Origin of the sequence: Psittacicella melopsittaci (assembly GCF_003585925.1) — a bacterium.
Taxonomy (GTDB): domain Bacteria; phylum Pseudomonadota; class Gammaproteobacteria; order Enterobacterales; family Psittacicellaceae; genus Psittacicella; species Psittacicella melopsittaci.
Genome location: NZ_NRJH01000068.1, coordinates 1 through 20,423, shown reverse-complemented (window position 1 = coordinate 20,423; position 20,423 = coordinate 1). Strand labels below are relative to the sequence as shown.

At 35.4% G+C, this 20,423-nt stretch carries 18 protein-coding genes and 1 pseudogene; 7 read left to right on the top strand and 12 right to left on the bottom strand.

From position 1 onward, the window contains the following. Nucleotides 1-264: 264 nt before the first annotated feature. Nucleotides 265-1,113, bottom strand: a complete 849-nt coding sequence (locus CJP74_RS07380; RefSeq protein WP_119497813.1) for an HAD-IIB family hydrolase — start codon at nt 1,111-1,113, stop codon at nt 265-267. A gap of 148 nt (nt 1,114-1,261) precedes the next feature. Further along, complete coding sequence (locus tag CJP74_RS07375; protein ID WP_119497811.1) at nt 1,262-1,927, bottom strand: MBL fold metallo-hydrolase; 666 nt, start codon at nt 1,925-1,927, stop codon at nt 1,262-1,264. A 190-nt stretch (nt 1,928-2,117) separates the two neighbouring features. Here CJP74_RS07375 and CJP74_RS07370 point away from each other — a divergent pair, with 190 nt between their 5' ends. The 5 genes and pseudogenes from CJP74_RS07370 (at nt 2,118) to CJP74_RS07350 (ending at nt 9,064) form a co-directional block, all read left to right on the top strand. Beyond that, nucleotides 2,118-4,097: a LysM peptidoglycan-binding domain-containing protein gene (locus tag CJP74_RS07370; RefSeq protein WP_222987016.1), complete on the top strand. Its 1,980-nt coding sequence runs from the start codon at nt 2,118-2,120 to the stop codon at nt 4,095-4,097. A 298-nt stretch (nt 4,098-4,395) separates the two neighbouring features. Continuing rightward, entirely contained in the window at nt 4,396-5,601 is a 1,206-nt protein-coding gene (locus tag CJP74_RS07365; protein WP_119497807.1) for an acetate kinase, read from the top strand. A 744-nt stretch (nt 5,602-6,345) separates the two neighbouring features. After that, a pseudogene (gene pta, locus CJP74_RS08260) lies at nt 6,346-7,434 on the top strand (phosphate acetyltransferase); the annotation flags it as partial. A 152-nt stretch (nt 7,435-7,586) separates the two neighbouring features. Continuing rightward, nucleotides 7,587-8,345 carry a carbonate dehydratase gene (can, locus tag CJP74_RS07355; protein WP_119497803.1) on the top strand — a complete coding sequence of 253 codons (759 nt, stop codon included), beginning with the start codon at nt 7,587-7,589 and terminating at the stop codon, nt 8,343-8,345. Nucleotides 8,346-8,416: 71 nt separating this feature from the next. Further along, nucleotides 8,417-9,064, top strand: coding sequence for a hypothetical protein (locus CJP74_RS07350; RefSeq protein ID WP_147397070.1), 648 nt, complete (start codon nt 8,417-8,419; stop codon nt 9,062-9,064). A 36-nt stretch (nt 9,065-9,100) separates the two neighbouring features. Here the strand turns inward: CJP74_RS07350 and mtnN are convergent, their stop codons facing one another. After that, nucleotides 9,101-9,997 carry a 5'-methylthioadenosine/S-adenosylhomocysteine nucleosidase gene (mtnN, locus tag CJP74_RS07345; protein WP_119497798.1) on the bottom strand — a complete coding sequence of 299 codons (897 nt, stop codon included), beginning with the start codon at nt 9,995-9,997 and terminating at the stop codon, nt 9,101-9,103. A gap of 153 nt (nt 9,998-10,150) precedes the next feature. Here mtnN and CJP74_RS07340 point away from each other — a divergent pair, with 153 nt between their 5' ends. Beyond that, nucleotides 10,151-10,873, top strand: a complete 723-nt coding sequence (locus CJP74_RS07340; RefSeq protein ID WP_119497796.1) for a DUF1007 family protein — start codon at nt 10,151-10,153, stop codon at nt 10,871-10,873. 14 nt (nt 10,874-10,887) lie between these two features. After that, on the top strand, nt 10,888-12,162 hold the full coding sequence (locus CJP74_RS07335) for a nickel/cobalt transporter (protein ID WP_119497794.1): 1,275 nt from the start codon (nt 10,888-10,890) through the stop codon (nt 12,160-12,162). A 43-nt stretch (nt 12,163-12,205) separates the two neighbouring features. Here the strand turns inward: CJP74_RS07335 and CJP74_RS07330 are convergent, their stop codons facing one another. The 9 genes from CJP74_RS07330 to CJP74_RS07290 all read right to left on the bottom strand — a co-directional run. Continuing rightward, complete coding sequence (locus tag CJP74_RS07330) at nt 12,206-12,916, bottom strand: LysE family translocator (protein ID WP_119497793.1); 711 nt, start codon at nt 12,914-12,916, stop codon at nt 12,206-12,208. 90 nt (nt 12,917-13,006) lie between these two features. Further along, entirely contained in the window at nt 13,007-13,699 is a 693-nt protein-coding gene (locus CJP74_RS07325; RefSeq protein ID WP_119497791.1) for a LysE family translocator, read from the bottom strand. A gap of 49 nt (nt 13,700-13,748) precedes the next feature. Next, nucleotides 13,749-14,465, bottom strand: coding sequence for a LysE family translocator (locus CJP74_RS07320; protein WP_119497789.1), 717 nt, complete (start codon nt 14,463-14,465; stop codon nt 13,749-13,751). A gap of 32 nt (nt 14,466-14,497) precedes the next feature. Continuing rightward, the gene (locus tag CJP74_RS07315; protein ID WP_119497787.1) at nt 14,498-15,049 is read right to left on the bottom strand and encodes a hypothetical protein; all 552 of its coding nucleotides are present in this window, start codon (nt 15,047-15,049) and stop codon (nt 14,498-14,500) included. A 143-nt stretch (nt 15,050-15,192) separates the two neighbouring features. Continuing rightward, entirely contained in the window at nt 15,193-16,545 is a 1,353-nt protein-coding gene (gene pepB, locus CJP74_RS07310) for an aminopeptidase PepB (protein WP_119497785.1), read from the bottom strand. Between the two features lie 130 nt (nt 16,546-16,675). Beyond that, on the bottom strand, nt 16,676-17,980 hold the full coding sequence (eno, locus tag CJP74_RS07305) for a phosphopyruvate hydratase (RefSeq protein ID WP_119497783.1): 1,305 nt from the start codon (nt 17,978-17,980) through the stop codon (nt 16,676-16,678). A 939-nt stretch (nt 17,981-18,919) separates the two neighbouring features. After that, nucleotides 18,920-19,384, bottom strand: a complete 465-nt coding sequence (locus CJP74_RS07300) for a DUF805 domain-containing protein (protein ID WP_119497781.1) — start codon at nt 19,382-19,384, stop codon at nt 18,920-18,922. A gap of 62 nt (nt 19,385-19,446) precedes the next feature. After that, a complete protein-coding gene (locus CJP74_RS07295) occupies nt 19,447-19,938 on the bottom strand; it encodes a DUF805 domain-containing protein (RefSeq protein WP_119497779.1) in 492 nt (163 codons plus the stop codon). Between the two features lie 71 nt (nt 19,939-20,009). Continuing rightward, on the bottom strand, nt 20,010-20,423 hold a 414-nt coding region (locus CJP74_RS07290), incomplete at its 5' end, for a DUF805 domain-containing protein (RefSeq protein ID WP_119497777.1).

Genomic DNA, 20,423 nt, shown 5'->3' with positions numbered 1-20,423 from the left:
AAATTATCTAGGGGTAAATTAGAAGAAAAAACTTGAGTAAAAAACTAAAATTTATATTTTTCCTCCTTGTTTTTCATATATATAAAATATTTTTCACATTATTTTTTACTTTTATACCTTTCTTGGCATTTTCTTGATCACAAATGATCTATTTTCCTTTATTTTTTCAAAAAATTTCCATACATTTTTTGCAAATTTGTTTACTAAAAGCAATTTTTAACAAAAAAAGTTCCCTTAACATTGCAATTAAGGGAATTTTATAAATTATTGTTCTAGTTCAAGATGAAATAACTGATTTAAGAACTTGGCGGTACCTAATTTATAACAATCGCCAATTTGGTAACAATTAGCATGGGAAGCAAAGTTTTCTTTAATAAACGGTAAAGTGTTTTCCATATAAAAACCATACTTAGCTCCAGTTAACATGGCATAGTCATTCATGCTATCCCCAAAGGCAATTAGGTTTTGTTTGGCGGTTAAACCTTTACTGTTTAAGTAATATTCTATTGCTGATAATTTAGTAACATTTTTTGCCGTAAAATCTAGTGACATACCCCCAGAGAAAACAGCTTCACAACGGTCACCAATTTTTGCTTCGAGATCAGCTTTAATTTGCTCTAATCTATCTCGATTGCCACGCGGATCAACAATAAACACTTTAACTACAGGTTCTGCAACACAGTCTTTTGCTTCTTTGAATTCAAATTTAGATCCCGAACTCGTATATTTACGGGCTTTTTCCTCATCATGCTGATTTATATACCAATGCTCTGGCGTGTAAAAACTAACATAGAGATCTGGATCATATGGATAGTTGCAAATATGTTCGAGAGCTATAGCATCAAGTGTACGTTGATAATTTAACTCTTGTGGCTTAGCAATTACAGAACCATTGTAAGTTACTAAAGTAAAGGGAATATTTAATTTGTGGAGCATAGCTACGTCGTTTTTACCACGTCCTGTTGCCACAATTAATTCTACTCCTGCCTTAGGTAAAGCATTGTAAACTTGAGCGGTAAAATCCTCTAACTCATGTTTATGATTAATTGAGGTACCGTCGAGATCAACTGCCACAACCTTAATCTCACTTAAATCAAACTTCTCGTGCTTCATGTTTATTTTTCACCTAATTAAAGCAACTTCTTAAAGTCAGGATACTACAAATTAACCTTGCTTTCTTAATTTTTTTGCTTGGCTAAGAGGTATGCCTAACTTTTTATATTGCTGATTTCTCTGGCGAATAAACTGATAGATAAAGGTTTTACTTTTGCTTAACAAAGGGATTGTGGTGACGCTCATAATCTAGACTGGTATCAGGACCGTGCCCAGGTAAAACTAAATAGTCCCCCTCTAAAGTATAGAGTTTATCTTGAATACTATTTTCTAGCACCGCAAAACTGCCTCCTTCGAGGTCTGTACGTCCAATACCTTGGTGGAATAACACATCGCCAACAATTAATACTTTATTGTCATGGTCAACTAGAGTGGCATGACCTGGAGAGTGACCTGGGGTAAATAGGACAGTAAACTCTTGTCCTGCAAGAGTAATCTTTTCTCCTTCGCTAAAAAATCTATCTCCTTTGCTTGGCTCTTGGCTAAAGTCTTCAACTTTATCCATTAAACCAAACTGACGACAACGGCTAACAACCTTATCAAAGAAAATTTGATCTTGCGCAAATGGACCATAAACTGGAACATCACCTAATTTAGCTCTTAGTTCGGTAATTCCCCCAATATGATCAAAATGTCCATGGGTAATAACTATTGCTGTTACCTTCAATTCATGTTGTTGAACAAACGTATAAATGAGCTCGGGTTCAGCACCTGGATCAACTACAAAAGCTTCTTTGCTTTCTGGGTTAACAAAAATACGACAGTTTTGTTGAATTGTCCCTACAGGTAATTTATAAATATCTAATTTTGTCATACTAAATCTCGTCTTATAACTTTGCCTTTTATTATATAATTATTTTTATAATTTTTAGCTCTAATTAGCTTATAATAAAAAGATTAAACTTTCTCTTTTTACTTGACACCCAAGGTTGCTATTTTTTTTCTCTATGAACAAATTATCTTTCTTGCGTCTTTGTGCCACTTTAGCGCTCCTTGGGAGCTCTTTGACACAAGCACAAGCTGCACTAATTAATAAAGTTCAAAATATTGCCAAAACCCATGACCAAGAGGCGTGGCTTATTTCTTATGTCGGCACTAGCCGTACGCCACAAATAAAAGTTGATAATAACCAGAAAGTACTTCAGGTTATTATGCCAAACGATGCTCTTGCTCCAGATCTAAAATATCCTTATCGTGTTGGTAACTCGGTATTTAATCGCATTGACTATAAAACCGAAGGAAGAAATTTAATTATAAATTTCCACCTTAATAATCAAACCAACAATGCGCAAATAGTTGCCGACGGTAAAGCATGGAAACTAGTAGTATCTTACAATGCTACGGTAAATATTCCTCCTATTGTTGTTGCTATAGATGCAGGACATGGTGGTAAAGATCCAGGGACTATTGGTAGAGTATATAAACTCTATGAAAAAAATGTAACTCTTGATATTGCAAAGCGCTTATATAACCTTTTAAACTCAGATCCGGCTTTTACTCCTACTCTTGTGCGTAACCGCGATGTTTATATCTCGGTTCCTGAACGTTCAAATATTGCCCGCAAAAATAAAGCAGACCTTTTAATTTCGATTCACGCTGACGCCTCACCTAATGTAAATGCCTTAGGGGCTTCAGTTTGGGTGCTTTCGACAACGCGAGCAACTACGGAAACTGGTCGTTTGCTTGAACGTCAAGAACAACAAAGTTCGCTCTTAGGAGGCACAGGAGAAATACTTTCTTCGACTAACCAAAAAATTGCTCGTGATGTAATTGATCTTTCTTTTACCCAGCAGCAACAAACTTCAACCCTATTAGCTAATAGTGTTTTAGCGCAAATGCAAAAAATCACTAACTTGCATAAAGCTAAACCGCAATATGCTTCGCTTGGGGTATTACGTAGTCCAGATATTCCTTCCATTTTAATTGAAACTGGATTTTTATCGAACCGCGTAGAAGAAGGACGTCTGCGTACAGCAACCTATAGGGCAAACGTAGCTCAAGCTATTTATAATGGACTGGTAAACTTTAGGAATGCTAACTTGAGTATGTATATTGCTCATAATGAAATTCCGCAAGTGACCATGAGAGAAGATAGAGTGAGTTCACGTACTTTAGCTACGGCTCAAGCGGACTCAAATGCTCCAACCCAAATTGTGGGTACACGCTCTTATACAGTTGTTAAAGGAGATACCTTATATCGCTTAGCCGATAAATTTGGGGTGTCCTATAAACAACTAGTGTCGGTAAATAACTTTAAAAATGACAATATCTACATTGGACAAAAAATTAACATTCCTGTAGTACAGTCGGCTGCTTTACCTGAAGTATCTAATAGTGTTGACTATAACCGTACTACCACTTATACGGTTAAATCGGGCGATAGTTTAAATCGTATAGCTTATAACAATAAATTAACTTTAAATGATTTATTAAAAGCTAACCCTAATGTAGATAAAGACAAACCTATTTACGTTGGCATGAAATTAAACATCCCGCAAGCTAATGTAGTATCTGATGATGACGATTCATATGAATCAGTAACCAAAATGGTTGACTCAGGAGAAACCTATAAAGTTAAAGCTGGGGAGAACATTACTCTAATTGCTAAACGTTATGATCTAGAAATTGCTGATCTAGCAAGCTTTAACAATGTTCATCCTGATCGCATTAGAGCAGGACAAACTTTAAAAATTCCACAAATTGTAGTTGTAAAACAAAAAGTTAGCGAAAGTAATACAAATACTAATGCAACTAAAGCGACAAGCAATAATTCTGCAACTAAAGCAACAAGCAATAATTCTAGCTCAGCTAAATCTAGCTCAACTAGCACTCCAGCAACTATAACCTATACGGTAGTGCGTGGTGATACGCTTAGTGGAATTGCCAAAAAATTTAACATGACTTTAAGCCAACTTAAACAGTTAAACAATCTTAAATCTAATACTGTTTATGCAGGGCAAAAGTTAAAAGTTTACAAAAAATAACTAAACGATTGTAAAGAGTTCTTGGAGTCAAGAACTCTTTTTTTATTGACAACCATTCCCAATTTAAGGCAAAAGTTTGCCTTAGTCTATACCACCTACGGCGAAAATTACAACGAGAAAGTTAAAACTGTGATAAAATACAAAAAAATTTGTGTTATTTTTCTGTCTCTTGATTTTTACTTTAAGAGAACAGGAAAAGGAGAATTATACCCCCTAAACATTTTTGGTTTAGGTTATATAATTAACACACCATTTCTTTTGGTAAAAATCAATTAAATTTCCTCGTAAAGGTATATTAATGAAAAACTTAGTTTTAATCCTAAACAGCGGTTCATCATCAATTAAATTCGCTATCATGAATCCAGAAAACGGTGAAGTTTTCTTATCTGGTCTTGCAGAAGCTCTAGGCTTACCTGAAGCTCGTATTAAATGGAAACTTGATGGTAACAAAGGTGAGCAAGATTTAGGTGCTGGTGCAGGTCATGCTCAAGCATTAAACTTTGTTGTTGAGAACTTATTAAAAGCTAAACCAGAATTATCAGAAGCTTTAGTTGCTATCGGTCACCGTGTTGTTCATGGTGGTGAAAAATTAACTGCTTCAGCATTAATTACTGAAGAAGTAATTGCTGATATCGAAACAGCAGCAGAATATGCTCCTCTGCACAACCCTGCAGCATTATTAGGTATTAAAGTTGCAACTGAACTATTCCCTCACTTAGCTGATAAACAAGTAGCAGTGTTCGATACAGCGTTCCACGCAACTTTACCAGAAGAAGCTTACCTATACGCTTTACCATATGAATTATATGAAAACCATGGTATCCGTCGTTACGGTATGCACGGTACTTCTCATAAATACATTACTCAGACTCTTGCTAAAATGATTGGCAAACCAGAAAATGAAGTTAACCTAATTAACTGTCACTTAGGTAATGGTGCTTCAATCTGTGCGGTTCGTAACGGTCAATCAGTTGAAACTTCAATGGGCTTTACTCCTACTGAAGGTTTAGTAATGGGTACTCGTTCTGGTGATATTGATCCAGGTATGATTAAATACCTATTCAACAAATTAAATTTAACAGCTGAAGACTTTGATAACCTAGTTAACAAAAAATCTGGTCTTTTAGGTATCACTGGTGTTTCTTCAGACTGTCGTTATGCAGAAGATAACTACTACACAGACAAACGTGCTAAATTAGCTTTAGACGTTGCTGCTCACCGTATTGCTAAATACATTGGTGCTTACTTAGCAATTTTAGATGTAGATTATATCGACGCTATTACTTTCACAGGTGGTATCGGGGAAAACGCTCCACACGTACGTAAATTAGTTGTTGAAAAATTACGTCTTTTAGGTTACCAACTTGATGAAGAGCGTAACAGCGCGACTAAATTTGGTAAAGAAGGCATCATCTCTAAAGAAAATACACCTGTGTTAATGGTTATTCCTACAAACGAAGAATTATTAATTGCACAAGATGCATTTGCTTTAACTCAAAAATAATCGTTCTTTTTAACAAGCCTAAATTTATTTAGGCTTGTTAACTTTCCTACCAAAATATGGTAAGGCTCATTATTTTCCCCTTAAACATTAGTAAACTTACTATGGTTTATTCTAAAACTTTAGAAAGCCAAGGTTTGATGTTTAACAGAATATAATCACCCTTAAATATTGAGTCTAGCTATATTTTACAAATTACAATATATCTCCAGTCGGTTTAGAAAAATGTCATTAAGAACAGTACTATTTGCGCCAACAAATAAAGAAGCGCAAGTTGAATCATTAGTACAATTTGTTGCCCAAAAACACCAAGATCGTGGACAAAAAGTTGCGATTCTACGTGTATTTAATGTGGAAAACGATCCATTATTAGCAGCAGGTTTTGAAGTAAAAAGTGCTTTTAGCTTACAAAAAGCAGTTGAGAAAACTGCAGCTAATGATACAGATGCTTTATTTGAAAGCTTAGTAAACTTACAAGATTCTTTTGCTTCTGATACAGATGTGTTATTAGTAGTTGGTGAGTTACACTATCTTTTAGGAACTAACTTCAACTATACAGTAGCAACTACATTAGACGCAGACATTGTGGTAGTTGACAAGAGCCTTGCAGCAACTTACAATGCTTTAAGTGCCCAATTAGGTGCTTTTGTAGAATCGAGCCTAAATGGTAAAAACACTGATCGCTTACTTGGTGCGGTAGTTACATCTAACTTAGCTAACTACTTAAAAGAAGATTGGAAAATCAAAAACCTACCTCTTTTAGCTGCAAATAAAGAAGGTTTAGAATTTGAAGTTTTAGATGGCAGCTTACTAGAATTAGCTAAAGCAAAACGTAGCTTAAAACGTATTTCTCCAGCTCGTTTCCGTTCATCTTTAACTGGCTTAGCAGCTTCAAACCCACAACGTATTGTATTACCAGAAGGTGATGAACCACGTACAGTACGTGCAGCAATTATTTGTACTGAACGTAAAATTGCTGAATGTATTCTTTTAGCTTCACGTGAAGCAGTACGTGCTCAAGCTGACAAACTTGGCTTATCATTACCACCTGAATTAAAAACAATTGATCCAGCAACTGTACGTGATAAATATGTTGCACGTTTAGTTGAGTTACGTAAAGCTAAAGGCATGACCGAAGAGTTAGCTAAACAACAACTAGAAGACAATGTGGTTCTAGGTACTATGATGTTAGAAGCTAACGAAGCAGACGGTTTAGTATCTGGTGCAGTACACACTACAGCAAATACTATTCGTCCACCTATGCAAATTATTAAAACTGCTCCAGGTGCGTCAATTATCTCTTCAGTATTCTTTATGTTAATGCCTGAAGAAGTTTACGTATATGGTGACTGTGCGGTTAACCCTAACCCAACAGCAGCTCAATTAGCTGATATTGCAATTCAATCAGCTGACAATGCTAAAGCTTTTGGTTTAGATCCACGCGTGGCAATGATTTCTTACTCAACTGTTAACTCAGGTTCGGGTCCAGATGTTGATCTTGTAAAAGAAGCTACAGCTTTAGTACACGAAAAACGTCCTGATTTAGCTGTTGACGGTCCATTACAATATGATGCTGCCGTTACTCCAGAAGTAGCAGCTTTAAAAGCTCCACAATCTCCAGTAGCAGGTAAAGCAAACGTATTTGTATTCCCTGATTTAAGTTGTGGTAACCCACTATACAAAGCAGTACAACGTTCTGCTGATGTAGTTTCAATTGGTCCTATGCTTCAAGGTATGCGTAAACCAGTTAACGACTTAAGTCGTGGTGCTTTAGTAGAAGATATTGTTTATACAATTTGTTTAACAGCAGTACAAGCTATTAACGCACAAAAATAATTATTTTTAGTAACAATTCTTTTTAATTTAACTAAAGACCTGATCTTATTCGGGTCTTTTTTTATTTTTCCCTTTTGGTATAATAAACAACGATGTAAATAAATTGGACATAAGGATTTACTCACCCCCTTATATTAATTGGAGTCTATCTTATGGATAAGAAAGTTACGGAAATGATCCGTAATAACCAACGTTGGGCAAGAAAACGCTTAAAATACAACCCAACTTATTTTACCGATATGGCACAAGGACAGACTCCAGATACTCTTTGGATTGGTTGTTCTGATTCACGTGTTCCAGCTGAAACCCTGACAGGAAATCACCCTGGACAATTATTTGTGCATCGTAATATTGCCAATATGGTTATTCATACTGACTTAAACTGTATGTCAGTTGTACAGTACGCTGTAGAAGCGTTAAAAGTAAAAGATATTATTGTTTGTGGGCATAGCCACTGTGGTGGGATTAAAGCGGCTGCTGATAAAGAAACGCGTGGTCTAATCTCTAACTGGTTAATGCATATTCAAGACCTATATACGCGCCATCAAACTCTACTCAATTCTCTTAGTGAAGAACACCGTTTAGAAGTAGTAACCCGTTTAAATGTAGCCGAGCAAATTTGGAATCTAGGGCGTAGCTCGATAGTGCAAGATGCTTGGGCACGCGGACAAGACCTAACTATTTCTGGATTAGTTTACAATATTGAAGATGGGCATTTATTAGAAGAAGGGGTAGAAGCAAGAAGTGCCGAAGAATTAGAAGTTAACTATCGTAACTATATTGCTCGCTTACTCACTCTAACTGACCAAGATCTTGAACAAGAAGTACTTGATCGAGCTAACAAGGATAAACAAGCTTCAGATGAAGATGAAAGTGAAGCTAAACCTCACAATGATCTAGATTACTATTAAAATAAAAAAGTCTTAGCACAAGCTAGGACTTTTTTTATATAATAAGAGGTAAAATGTTAGGTTCGAAAAATATGATTAAGAAAATATCCCTCCTTCTCCCCTTACTGCTAGGAGTTAGTTCAAGTGCTTGGTCTTATTCATTTTCTAAATGGCAAATCCAAGGCACAACCTTCTACGGTCTTGTTTCTGATCGCATTTCCCGTAATGTAGGTTCGCAATTTACAGATGCTTTTACTTCAAGTAAAAATGCAGCCTATGGGGTAAGTTTAGATTTTGGGCGTTATTACACAGATCTAAATTCTGACTTTGTAAAAAAGCACAATCTGGGTAACTTTACTCTCGGTGGTGAATTTATTTACTCTTATCTCAATTCAGATTCTGAAGAAACTGTAGTAACAGATACCACAACCTATTATCGAACTGAAGTATCAAAAAACTCAATTCGTTTAGGTCTTTTTGCACGATACTATTTTTATAATATAGTGTATGTGCGTTTGGCTTCTGGATTAGATCAAACTTTTTCTTCGGAAAAGCAAACTGTAGCAGATAGTTTTACAAAAGTAAAACATAATATTCTTACTCCTTATAGCTCTATTGCTCTAGGCTATGATTATAATCTGCTTGCCTCAGCTATTAAATTAACCTATGTTTATGGGGCTAAAAAACAACCTAGCTACTATACCGTAACGGTTAACATTGGTTTTAATTATACTTTTTAACCCCCAAAAAAAAGAGGTCGTATCTGACCTCTTTTTTTATGCTTTAAGTTTTTCGCTTTCGCGTTTTTTCATAATACCAATGTAAATACGTGGTAAAGAAATAAATAAGAAATTAATTGCCTGACGTAAAGCTTGGGTTTGATTATCATAAGCTTGATCAACAAAGCTATCGTTTGCTGATTCATCGGCACCATCAGATACTTCTTTAAATACCAGTAAAGTTTTACCAAAAGAACGAGCAACTTGAGCAACGGCAGCACATTCCATATCAAAACAAAGAAGCTCGCTTGTATTACCCGTATTAGCTTGAGCTTGACGTACATTTTCCAGGATTTTGTTTTTTAATGCCGTATCATTAATAAACATATCCGTAGTGATTACACGTCCATAGCCCACAAAACGACTATAACGGTTATAGTCTTTGATTAAGGCTTGAGTAAATTTTTCTGGCATAGGGTAGAAAACTTCATCTTTTGGTACTTGACCAAATTCATAGTTAAAGCCACGTACATCTACGTCACCATAACTAACTGAGTCGGCTACATAAATAGTATTAGGTGAAGCAGGACCTATAGCTCCTGCAAAACCATAGTTAATCAGCATATCAACTTGGAATTGCGAACAAACTAAAGTTGTTGCCATAGCTGCATTAACTTTACCAATACCCATAATTGCTACTAAGCAATCTACTTCTACGTTATACTCTTCACGTACGGTAGTTGGTAATTTGATGGTTAAAAATCTGGTTTTACCAATACGCTCGGCATTTGCTACTTGTGCTTTAAGAGCCTCTTCAATATCGGCAAATTCATTACGTTCAACACGAGCTTCTAATTCATCTAGAAGGGCGTTGTCTTGACGAAGAAGGTTTAATACTTCTTCTTCCATAGCTACTAAAAAAGCTAGGTGATATCTTTTATCTCTAATACCCATAATCTCAGGCCATTAAACTAATCAGTGAATATTATTTCCTGTATAATTTTACCATAAAAGACAGGGTAAGCCTTGAAAAAAAATCCACATTTTTTCTTCTGGGGCTTTATAATAGGCAATACTATTTTTTCCCAAGAACTTTTACATTTCATTATGAAAAAACTTCTTTGCTTATTTCTTTTAAGTATATTTTCTTTATCTCAGGTACATGCCCATCCGCATGCTTGGACGCGTTTAAAGTTAGAGGTTATTAACGAACCTCCTGCTAACTTAAAAATAAATTCGCGTGACTATGGTGACAAAGTTGTTTATCCAACTTTTAAACTACAACCTAATCATACAGCAATCTATGGACTTTTATTTACCATGGAATTAGATGCTATTTCTTCGGCACCAGTTATTGTTGAAGTAAAAAGAGGTCTTGATTCATTTTGGGCAGAAATTGCTACTAATATGGTAGAAAATAAATTCTTTACTTTGGCTAAATTAAATGGCTTAAATCCTGCTCTTGCTAAAGAAATAGAATTTGCTTATGCCGTAAGCATGGTTGATATTAAAGTGAATGAGCAAAATCGTGTTGAAGTAATTTACTTTGCTCCCTTTAAAAGCCCTGTAATTTTAAGTGAAAAAGACTATATTATGCTTCAAACTTATGATCCGTCCTATTATATTGACATGTCCTATGAATCATATAAAAGCATAACTTTTTCGGCAAAAACTATTCCTGAATGTCAGGCGGGCTTAGAGCAAGCTTCACCTGATGCAGCTTTAGTAGATTATGCTACTTCATTACCTGCAGATGCACAACCTAATGACCCTAATATTGGACAGTATTTTACCCAAACTCTTTATATAGGTTGTCCATATACACCTTAAATTAAATTATCTAAATGAAAAAGATTATAATTGCTCTGGTTTCTTTGGCTCTTATTCTAGCCCTTTTACTAGTGGGGTTTGATTACCTTTACACTAGGATAATGCAAACTTTAGGTAACTTTAATAACCTTCTCGCTAACCTAATTAACCAAACCCAAACTTCCGTTTGGGCTGGGCCAACGCTAGTGGGCTTAAGTTTTTTGTATGGGGTATTACATGCTATAGGACCTGGGCACGGAAAATTTGTTCTTGCCTCTTACTCTCTGGCAACTAACCCTAAGTTTAGAAGACTAGCTGCTTTAGGTTTAACTATTTCCTTGCTTCAAGGTTGTACAGCAGTTATTCTGGGCTCTTTAGTGTTATACCTCTTTGGGAGTTCGGTAACCTATCTATTTAGGCTTAATGATCACCTTGGGGTATTAAGTGGAGCTCTAATAGGTTTACTTGCCTTATTTTGGTTAGGACGTAGTCTCTGGCGAGCAATTAAAATTATTCGCTTAATGCGAGCAGAGTCTAAGCAAGTTAGCCATGAGCATAAGCATGAGCACACATGTGCCCACGATCATGACTCAAGCTCTGAGGCACAAAACCATACTTGTTCATGTTCATATGAGCATGAGCATACATGCAAGCACGATCATGGCTCAGCCTCTGAGGGGCAAAGCCATACTTGTGCAAGTTCACATGAGCACAAGCATGATGGGCAAAATTGCTCTTGTACAAGTTCGGCATCTAGTCAGCATAACCATACTCATGAGCATAATCATGAGCATGAGAATGAGCATAAGCACGAGCATGTGCATAAATGTAACCATGATAACTGCCATACTTGCTCGAGCTCTGAATCTCACCCTCACAACTGTGATTGTGGTAACCACATGGACTGGGATAAATTTAATCAACTCGATAGCTTTAGAGATCGTTTAATTATGGCGACCTCAATTATTCTTCGTCCTTGTTCAGGTGCCATTGCCGTATTAATTTTTGCTTATGCCGTAGACCTCTGGTGGTGGGGCGTACTATCTACCATGGTTATGGCTTTAGGGACAGGAATAGGTTTAATCTTTGCTGTGCAACTAGTTACTTTTATTAAGTATCTTGGTTTTAATAAATTATTCGGTAAACCTAGTCCGGGCAAATCTCTTTTTGTGCAAGGGGTAGTAAGTTGTATTGCCTTAGCTTTACTCTTTGTTTCAGTGCATACAGCCTATGTTAGCTATACTTCACAAGAGAATTTAAAAATCTATACTAGGAGCCCTTCAACTCCTCTATTAAAACAAAACAATTAAAAAAAATAACCACAAGCTCTCAACTTGTGGTTCTTTTTTTGCCTTAAACTATGGAAGTAAAATCTCCTGAGTAAAGGACTACAAAAATACGAATAATTAAAGCTATAGCTAGGAAAAGAATAATTAAACCCGAAATTAATTCTAACTTAGCTCTAAAGCTTGGAGTTGCAAAACGGCGCGAAAGGAAATTAACCATGGCCGCTAATACAACCCACCATAGCACACCAAATAAAATATGGAACGAGCCTAATACCATAAACTGTTGGGTAAAAGTAAAGCTTGCTTTGGTGCTTAAAAATTGCGGTAAAGTACTAACAATAAAGACAAAAGCTTTTGGGTTTAGCAGATTTACAAATAAGCCTTTTTTAAAACAGTCAAAGTTAGATATCTGTTCTTTTTTATTTAGCTTATAAATTGAAGTATCCGCATCTTCACCATGGTTTTTTAGCGTACGTAAATGTTTTAATTCGCGCACGGCTTCAAGAATAATCTTAACCGATAAGTACACTAAAAATAGGGCACCAAGAAACTGAATCCCACGGAAGGCTAAAGGATGGCGAGTAAAGAACACCATAGCACCAACATAGGTTAAAATTAGGTGTACGGTAATCCCTAACTGCACCCCTATGCCACCCCAAATACCATAACTACGTTTACGTAATGATACCGAAGTAATATAAACAAAATCAGGACCTGGTAGGGCTATGGCAACCATTGAAAGTACCATCCAGGTCACTAAAACCTCATAACTCATAAATCCCTCAAAATAAAACAAATCTTTTCTTATTTTATGCCTTTATTTTAGGAAAGTAAAATCAAAAATAAGAATAAATATATTTAGGTCTTAACTAAATATAAGAGTGTAAATAATACGGGCTAGTAACCCAAGTGCCAAGCATAAAATAATTATGCCAGCAAAGATTTCAATTTTTGCTCTAAAACTTGGGGTAGCAAATTTTTGCGAAAAGTAATTTACCATAAGAGCAAGAATTGTCCACCAAACAATGCCCAGCACTACATCTATTGCCGTGAGTACCAGAAATTGCTCGCCAATACTAAAGCTTGCTCGAGCGTCAATAAACTGAGGTACTACGCCGACAATAAAGAGAAAGGCTTTAATGTTGAGAATGTTAACCAGAAAACCTTTTTTGAAGCAGTCGAGGTTAGAAATTTGCTCTTTTTTACTTAGTTGGGCAAATATAGCATCTGCTTGCTCACCTTGATTTTTAAGTTGGCGTAAATAGCTTAATTCTCGCCAAGCACTAGTAAGAATTGAGTAAGCTAGATAAAGTAAAAATAAGCCCCCAAACATTTGCACACTAGTAAAAACTAAAGGATAACGACTAAAAAAGGTAACAGCCCCTATATAAGTCAACAGAAAGTGGAAAGTTATCCCTACTTGCACTCCCAAGCCAGCAAAAATACCAAAGCTTCGCTTATATAAAGATACCGAAGTTATATAAACAAAGTCTGGACCAGGTAAAACTAAAGAAATACCTGAAAAAATTGTCCATGCCAATAAAATATCAAAACTCATATTCTTTTTGTCACATATAAATGAAGAGAGAGCAAGCTCTCTCTTTGTTTTAGCTAAAATAATGCTGATTAAACTGCCATGCTAGCGAGCCTAATAAAAGCAGACCTATAATTAATAAACAATAGCCCCCGATCATCTCTAGCTTTAATCTAAAACTTGCCGAAGAGAATTTTTGGGCTAAATAGCTTACCAGATAAGCCATAACTGTCCAGTGAATTAAGCCGAGAATTAAATTCACCGCACAAAGAATGAACATTTGCATACCTATACTAAACTCAGCGTTAACATCAACAAACTGAGGCAGTACAGTTGCCATAAAGATAAAGCATTTAGGATTAAAAATATTGGTTAAAAAGCCTGTGCGATAAGCTTTAAAACCTGACATGCTTTGGGCTGCTTGAATTTTTATATCCGCATCTATTTTTTGCCGTTCTTGCTCACTTGTAGCTTGAGCATAGAGGCGTTTGAGCTCTGCATTACGTTTATATGCCGAAGAGAGAATCGCGTAAGCTAAATATAATAAATACCCCGATCCTACTAACTGAATTACTTCAAAAGCTGTTTGATTATAATGGGCAATGGTTATAGTCCCAAAACAGGCAATTAAAGATTGGCATAATACTCCCGTTTGCAAGCCTAAAGCACTAAGTAAGCCCAGACGTCGCGACCTTAAACTCACCGAGGTGATACAGAAAAAGTCTGCTCCTGGCAAGGCGTTACCAACCATAATAATCAGTATCCAACTTATGAGCAATTCATATGACATATACTTAAATCCAAATTAAAACGCACATATGCTTAGCTATGTGCGTCTGAGGTAGTTTGAGCTACTTCTTTATCAGTTGTAGCATTTAATTGTTCTAAAGCTTGTTTAACGTCTTGGTTAGTTAAATGAAGTATAGCTAACACTTCTTTATAACTTTGCAAGGTTTTGGAACCAGGAATTTTTAATTGTTTACTAAAAAGATTTGTTCTACCTTCGATTTGCACGGTTAAGCTAATGGCTTTAGCTAAAACATGAGCTCGTTCAGTAGGGGTCGCATTAGCTAGAGATTCACGGATAATACTATAGGCTAAATTGCGATCTTGAATACATTTTTTAATATTTGCAATATGATCTGTAAGTACCGATTCCGGTAGGTCGTAATTACTCGTAATTGCCTTAGTGTAAATTTCAATAAAACTTGCGTCTAAAAAGCTTCGGTCGGCAAACTGTGTGGTAATAGTGTATACAGCTTGTAAGCTAGTACCCTTAAACTCATCTTTTACAGGTTTTAATTTTTTAAAGTATAAAGCTACTAAGGCTAAGACAATTAGAATAATAATAACTAGACTAATTATAATTAGCATAAATTCTTTCCTAATTATTCTGGGCAGCAGAATAAAGGTTAATATCTGATAATATACCAAAATACTCGTTATAGGTTATATTATACTAAATTTTAACCTTGAACAGAAAAAAAGATCGTGCATGACGATCTTTTTTCTTATGCTTATTTATATTCTACTAAGAATTTAGCTAAAGTCTGTAAGCCTTTACCTGTCGCCCCAAAAGCTAAGTTAGGACCACCACGGCGGTTAAAAGTGCTTGAAGCATCTATATGTAACCAACCTTTTTGGTAATCAGTTACAAAGTAAGATAAAAACGAAGCAGCTGTTGAAGCTCCTGCGCTTTGCACTACCGAACCTGTATTGCTAATAGTAGCAAATGGACTGCGAATTTGTTCACGGTGGAATTCAGCTAAAGGTAGTCTCCAGAATAACTCAGCATTAGCTTCTGCTACTTCTAGTAATTGATTTACTACCGCAGTATCAAAACTTAATAAACTGTGGTAGTCAGTACCTACTGCAACCTTAGCAGCCCCCGTTAAAGTAGCCGCGTCAATAATTAGTTTTGGACGTTGACCATTATTTGAGCTTGAAGCTAAAATTAAGGAATCAGCTAATACCACACGACCTTCGGCATCGGTATTATCAACAGACACTGTTACTCCATTTGGATAAGTGATAATATCACCTAAACGGAATGCATTCGAGCTAACCATGTTTTCGGCACAGCTTAAAAATAGTTTCACGCGTTTATCTAAGCCCGAAGCTATAGCTAAAGCTAAGGTTGAAGCCATAAGTGCAGCTCCGCCCATATCAGAACGCATGGTTGACATAGAGTCACTTGGTTTTAATGAGTAACCACCTGTATCAAAAGTAATGCCTTTACCTACTAAAGCAACTACTACAGGCTCATCTACTTTACCTGTTGGATTAAAGTCAACTTCTACTAAACAAGGTTTATTTGCCGAACCACGTCCTACTGTGTGTACCCCAACAAAACCATGCTCAATGAGTTGGTCAAAATGGGTAATATTTACTTTTACAGCATCTTGTTTGCCTACACTAGCTGCTGACTCTTTAATGCGAGCTACAGCTTTTTCCGCTAGTTTTTCTGGAGTTAAACTTTCTGCGTGTTCGTTAATTAAATCACGTAAGAAAGTCATGTGTCCATTAATGCGCTCAAAGTCTGCTCTTACGGCACTAGGTACGGTAAAGCTTTTAGCATCACGATTATCAAAACGTGGATCATAAAAACCTTGAGCAAAAGCTAAAGTAGCACGAAGACAAAACTCTTCTGGCAATTCAAATTCAGTAAAAGGTGATTGACGACAAGTACGACCTAAACGTTGGAAAGTATCAATTCTTTCGGCAAGGCTAGGCTTAACAAACTCACCATTGCTGTCTTTTTTCCCAACATAAATGGTGTAACTTTGTTCATGTTCATTGAGAGTTAATACTGGATTTACGCCTTTTGCATAATCAGGTACTGGACCTTTTACGATTTTGATTTGTACCATTTTTCTATCCTAATGTTTAATGAAATTATCCAATTAAATATTTTACTCCCATTTTTACTAAAAGTCTTAATAATTTTAGCCATGCAAAGAGGTCTGGAGATTTCTCTCCAGACCTCTAGGTTTTTATTTATTATTGACCTTTAACTGCTTTACGACCTAAGAATGGTGCTTTAGCTTCACCTAATTGTTCTTCGATACGGATTAATTGGTTATATTTAGCAACACGGTCAGAACGGCTCATAGAACCAGTTTTGATTTGACCAGCAGCTGTACCAACCGCTAAGTCAGCGATTGTAGCATCTTCAGTTTCACCTGAACGGTGAGAGATTACAGCTGTGTAACCAGCTTCTTTAGCCATACGGATAGCTGCTAAAGTTTCAGTTAATGAACCGATTTGGTTGAATTTAATTAGGATTGAGTTAGCAATACCTTTCTCGATACCTTCTTTTAAGATACGAGTGTTAGTTACGAATAAATCGTCACCTACTAATTGGATACGGTCACCTAAAACTTTAGTTTGGTAAGCCCAACCTTCCCAGTCAGATTCATCTTGACCATCTTCGATTGAGATAATTGGGTATTCTTTAGTTAATTCAGCTAGGTAGTCTGAGAATTCGTTAGAAGTGAATACTTTACCTTCACCTTTTAATTCGTAAGTACCTTTTTCTTTGTTGTAGAACTCAGAAGAAGCACAGTCCATAGCTAAAGTAATGTCTTTACCTAATTCGTAACCAGCTTTTTCTACTGCTTCTTTAATGCAAGCTAAAGCTTCAGCATTTGAAGATAAGTTAGGAGCGAAACCACCTTCGTCACCTACAGCTGTGTTTAAGCCACGAGCTTTTAACACTTTAGCTAGGTTGTGGAATACTTCTGAACCCATACGTAAAGCTTCTTTAATGTTTTTAGCACCAACTGGTTGAATCATGAATTCTTGGATATCAACGTTGTTGTCTGCGTGCTCACCACCATTTAAAATGTTCATCATTGGTAATGGCATAGAGTAAACACCTGGAGTACCATTTAATTCAGCAATGTGAGCATATAAAGGTTGTTTTTTGCTTGCTGCAGCAGCTTTAGCGTTTGCTAAAGATACAGCTAAGATTGCGTTTGCACCTAAGTTTGTTTTGAAATCAGTGCCATCTAAATCTAACATTTTTTGGTCAACTTCAGCTTGGTTTAGAGCGTCAAGACCTAATAATGCTGGAGCGATAATATCGTTTACATTAGCAACAGCTTTTAATACACCTTTACCTAAGTAACGTGCTTTGTCGCCGTCACGTAATTCTAAAGCTTCACGAGAACCTGTAGAAGCACCTGATGGAGCAGCAGCTAAACCTACTGAACCGTCAGCTAAATGTACTTCAGCTTCAACTGTTGGGTTACCACGTGAATCGATAATTTCTCTACCAATAATTTTTACAATTTTAGAAGACATAATTTAACCTTTAATTTATTTGGCCAAAAACTTACTCTCAGTACAACATAAAAATATTATCTGCTCTACCCCAATGTAGAGTCCTCTGAGAATAAGTCTTCAGAGTTTTATTAATTGGCATTATTATACAAGAAATCTCTTTAGTTTGCTACAAATTCACAACTAATTAACAAAGCTCTTGCCCTCAAACTAAGCCATGTAAATAGAATATATTTTATGAATACACTTATATAAGAAAATAATTTTTGATAAAGACTTGTATAAAAGAATATTTCCTTACTTTTCTTATATAAAATTTTTCACAAATAATTTTAAAAAACCTTATTGGCAACTAGGTTACTTTTTTATCGTGCAAAAATACTTAATTTTGCACAAAAGGCATCTCTAAATATAAAAGAAAAGAGAGGAGTAAATACCCCTCTCTAATCAGGTTAATTTCACTTGCTCGGCAAAGAGATCTCTTGTTGCCTGTGGAGAAATTAAAAAAGGTTAATTGGTTAATTATTTAAAGGAGGTTTATTATTTAAATTAGTTCTCACCTAAAATCCAGGCACAAAAAAAACTGCCAAACGTGTTGACAGTTCAGATTAAGTTGATTAAATAAAAACAGAAATTCTATGGTTTACTTTTAGATAAAGTAACACCTATAAAAGAATGAATTAGGTAAGTAACTAAATTTATGTTTTTCTCTTTTAGTATCTGCAAAGAGTAAATATAGCTCAAATAATAACATAACTAATGCCCAATTGCAACTAATGATAACCTAAAAAAGTTCGGCAAAGAGTTTTCTTGAGGCCTGTGGGGAAATTAATTATTTAAATTAGTGCTCACCTAAAATCCAGCCATAAAAAAAAAACTGCCAAATATATTGGCAGTTCAGATTAAGTTGACTAAACAAAAATAAGACTTTTTATAGTTTACTTCTAGGTAAACTAGCACCTAAACAAGAAATGGGTTAGGTAAGTGACTAAATTTATGCTGTTCTCTTTTAGTATCTGCAAAGAGTAAGTATAGATTAAATCCTACCATAACTAATGGTCCAATTGCAATTAAAGATAACGCTAAAGAAGCTAAAAATACCCATAATAGTACTAAACCTGAGAGACCTAAATCATGTAATCTTCTTACTGTAGACGTAATAGTAATAGCTAGAGCGAAAAAACCATATACCAGAAAAGTAATGGCAAACAAGCCTCCATAAATCAAAGAGAGGACTGAATCTTTATCATGCACCACAGCTAGCCCTAAGATACCAAAAACTATAGATAGTAAAATAGGAAAAAGGATGCCATAAGCTAAAAGACGATAGAAAAAGCTTAAACGATTTTCTCTATAATCTGTTTTAAACTTTAAAGCAAATTGTAATTTAATTGTATCTACAAATGAAAGATTAGTTTGTGCCATAAATGTAATTATATATTAAGTTGAGAAGCCCATATGGTCATATGGGCATTAAAAATTACTTATTAAGGGTTAGCTGGGCCTACAAGGAATGGGTTAGTTTGGTGACTAAATTTATGTGGTTCTCTATTTGTATCAGCAAAGAGTAAGTAAAGGTTAAATACTAGGATTAATAGAGGACCAATACCAACTAAAGATAAAACAGCAGCTGCTAAATATACCCATAAAACAATTAAGCCAGATTTACCTAAATCATGTAATCTTCTTACTGAAGAGGTAATACTAATGATAAAAACGGCTATCCCGTATACCACTATAATAATATAACATAAAATTAATAATAAAAAGCCAAATCCTGTAGCACTATCAGGATCAGCACCACCTAAAATAGCTGAAAATAATACGAGAATAATTACCCCAAAGAGAAGAGGAATAACAATACTAAAGGCTAAAATTTGGTAAAAGAAACTTAAACGATTCTCTCTATAGTCAGCACTAAAAATTAAAGATAAATGTAATTTAGTATTATCGATAAAGCCAAGAGTTTTTTGAGACATAGGCACTCCTTGAGAAAAAGTTAATAATTTAAGTTGAGATATAAGCTTTAATTATTTACCCTAGAAGCTAATTACACAAGAAAAGGGTTAGTTTGATGACTAAATTGATGTGGCTCTCTTTTAGTATCAGCAAAGAGTAAATAGAGGTTAAATCCTAAGACAATTAATGGACCTATAGCAATAAAAGTTAAGAAAAATCCGGCTAGATATACCCATAATAATATTATTCCTGGTTTTCCTAAATCATGTAATCTTCTTATCGAAGAGGTAATGGAAATGATAAAACCAACAATTAAGGCGGTAAAGAGAAATAATGAGAATAATAACCCTAGGATAAAGACAAGGGAAACTATAATCACGCTATCCGGTTTACCAGCCATAAAATAAGAATTTACAATAAGACTGGTAATAATACTCGTTACTACAGGAACTATTACCCCAAATGCCAAAAATTGGTATAAATAGCTTAAACGATTTTCTCTATA

What these genes read in the sequence shown, in the direction of transcription:
- CJP74_RS07380 (WP_119497813.1), bottom strand. Translation starts at nt 1,113, where the DNA reads ATGAAGCACGAGAAGTTTGATTTAAGTGAGATTAAGGTTGTGGCAGTT.
- CJP74_RS07375 (WP_119497811.1), bottom strand. Translation starts at nt 1,927, where the DNA reads ATGACAAAATTAGATATTTATAAATTACCTGTAGGGACAATTCAACAA.
- CJP74_RS07365 (WP_119497807.1), top strand. Translation starts at nt 4,396, where the DNA reads ATGAAAAACTTAGTTTTAATCCTAAACAGCGGTTCATCATCAATTAAA.
- can (WP_119497803.1), top strand. Translation starts at nt 7,587, where the DNA reads ATGGATAAGAAAGTTACGGAAATGATCCGTAATAACCAACGTTGGGCA.
- CJP74_RS07350 (WP_147397070.1), top strand. Translation starts at nt 8,417, where the DNA reads ATGATTAAGAAAATATCCCTCCTTCTCCCCTTACTGCTAGGAGTTAGT.
- mtnN (WP_119497798.1), bottom strand. Translation starts at nt 9,997, where the DNA reads ATGGGTATTAGAGATAAAAGATATCACCTAGCTTTTTTAGTAGCTATG.
- CJP74_RS07340 (WP_119497796.1), top strand. Translation starts at nt 10,151, where the DNA reads ATGAAAAAACTTCTTTGCTTATTTCTTTTAAGTATATTTTCTTTATCT.
- CJP74_RS07335 (WP_119497794.1), top strand. Translation starts at nt 10,888, where the DNA reads ATGAAAAAGATTATAATTGCTCTGGTTTCTTTGGCTCTTATTCTAGCC.
- CJP74_RS07330 (WP_119497793.1), bottom strand. Translation starts at nt 12,916, where the DNA reads ATGAGTTATGAGGTTTTAGTGACCTGGATGGTACTTTCAATGGTTGCC.
- CJP74_RS07325 (WP_119497791.1), bottom strand. Translation starts at nt 13,699, where the DNA reads ATGAGTTTTGATATTTTATTGGCATGGACAATTTTTTCAGGTATTTCT.
- CJP74_RS07320 (WP_119497789.1), bottom strand. Translation starts at nt 14,465, where the DNA reads ATGTCATATGAATTGCTCATAAGTTGGATACTGATTATTATGGTTGGT.
- CJP74_RS07315 (WP_119497787.1), bottom strand. Translation starts at nt 15,049, where the DNA reads ATGCTAATTATAATTAGTCTAGTTATTATTATTCTAATTGTCTTAGCC.
- pepB (WP_119497785.1), bottom strand. Translation starts at nt 16,545, where the DNA reads ATGGTACAAATCAAAATCGTAAAAGGTCCAGTACCTGATTATGCAAAA.
- eno (WP_119497783.1), bottom strand. Translation starts at nt 17,980, where the DNA reads ATGTCTTCTAAAATTGTAAAAATTATTGGTAGAGAAATTATCGATTCA.
- CJP74_RS07300 (WP_119497781.1), bottom strand. Translation starts at nt 19,384, where the DNA reads ATGGCACAAACTAATCTTTCATTTGTAGATACAATTAAATTACAATTT.
- CJP74_RS07295 (WP_119497779.1), bottom strand. Translation starts at nt 19,938, where the DNA reads ATGTCTCAAAAAACTCTTGGCTTTATCGATAATACTAAATTACATTTA.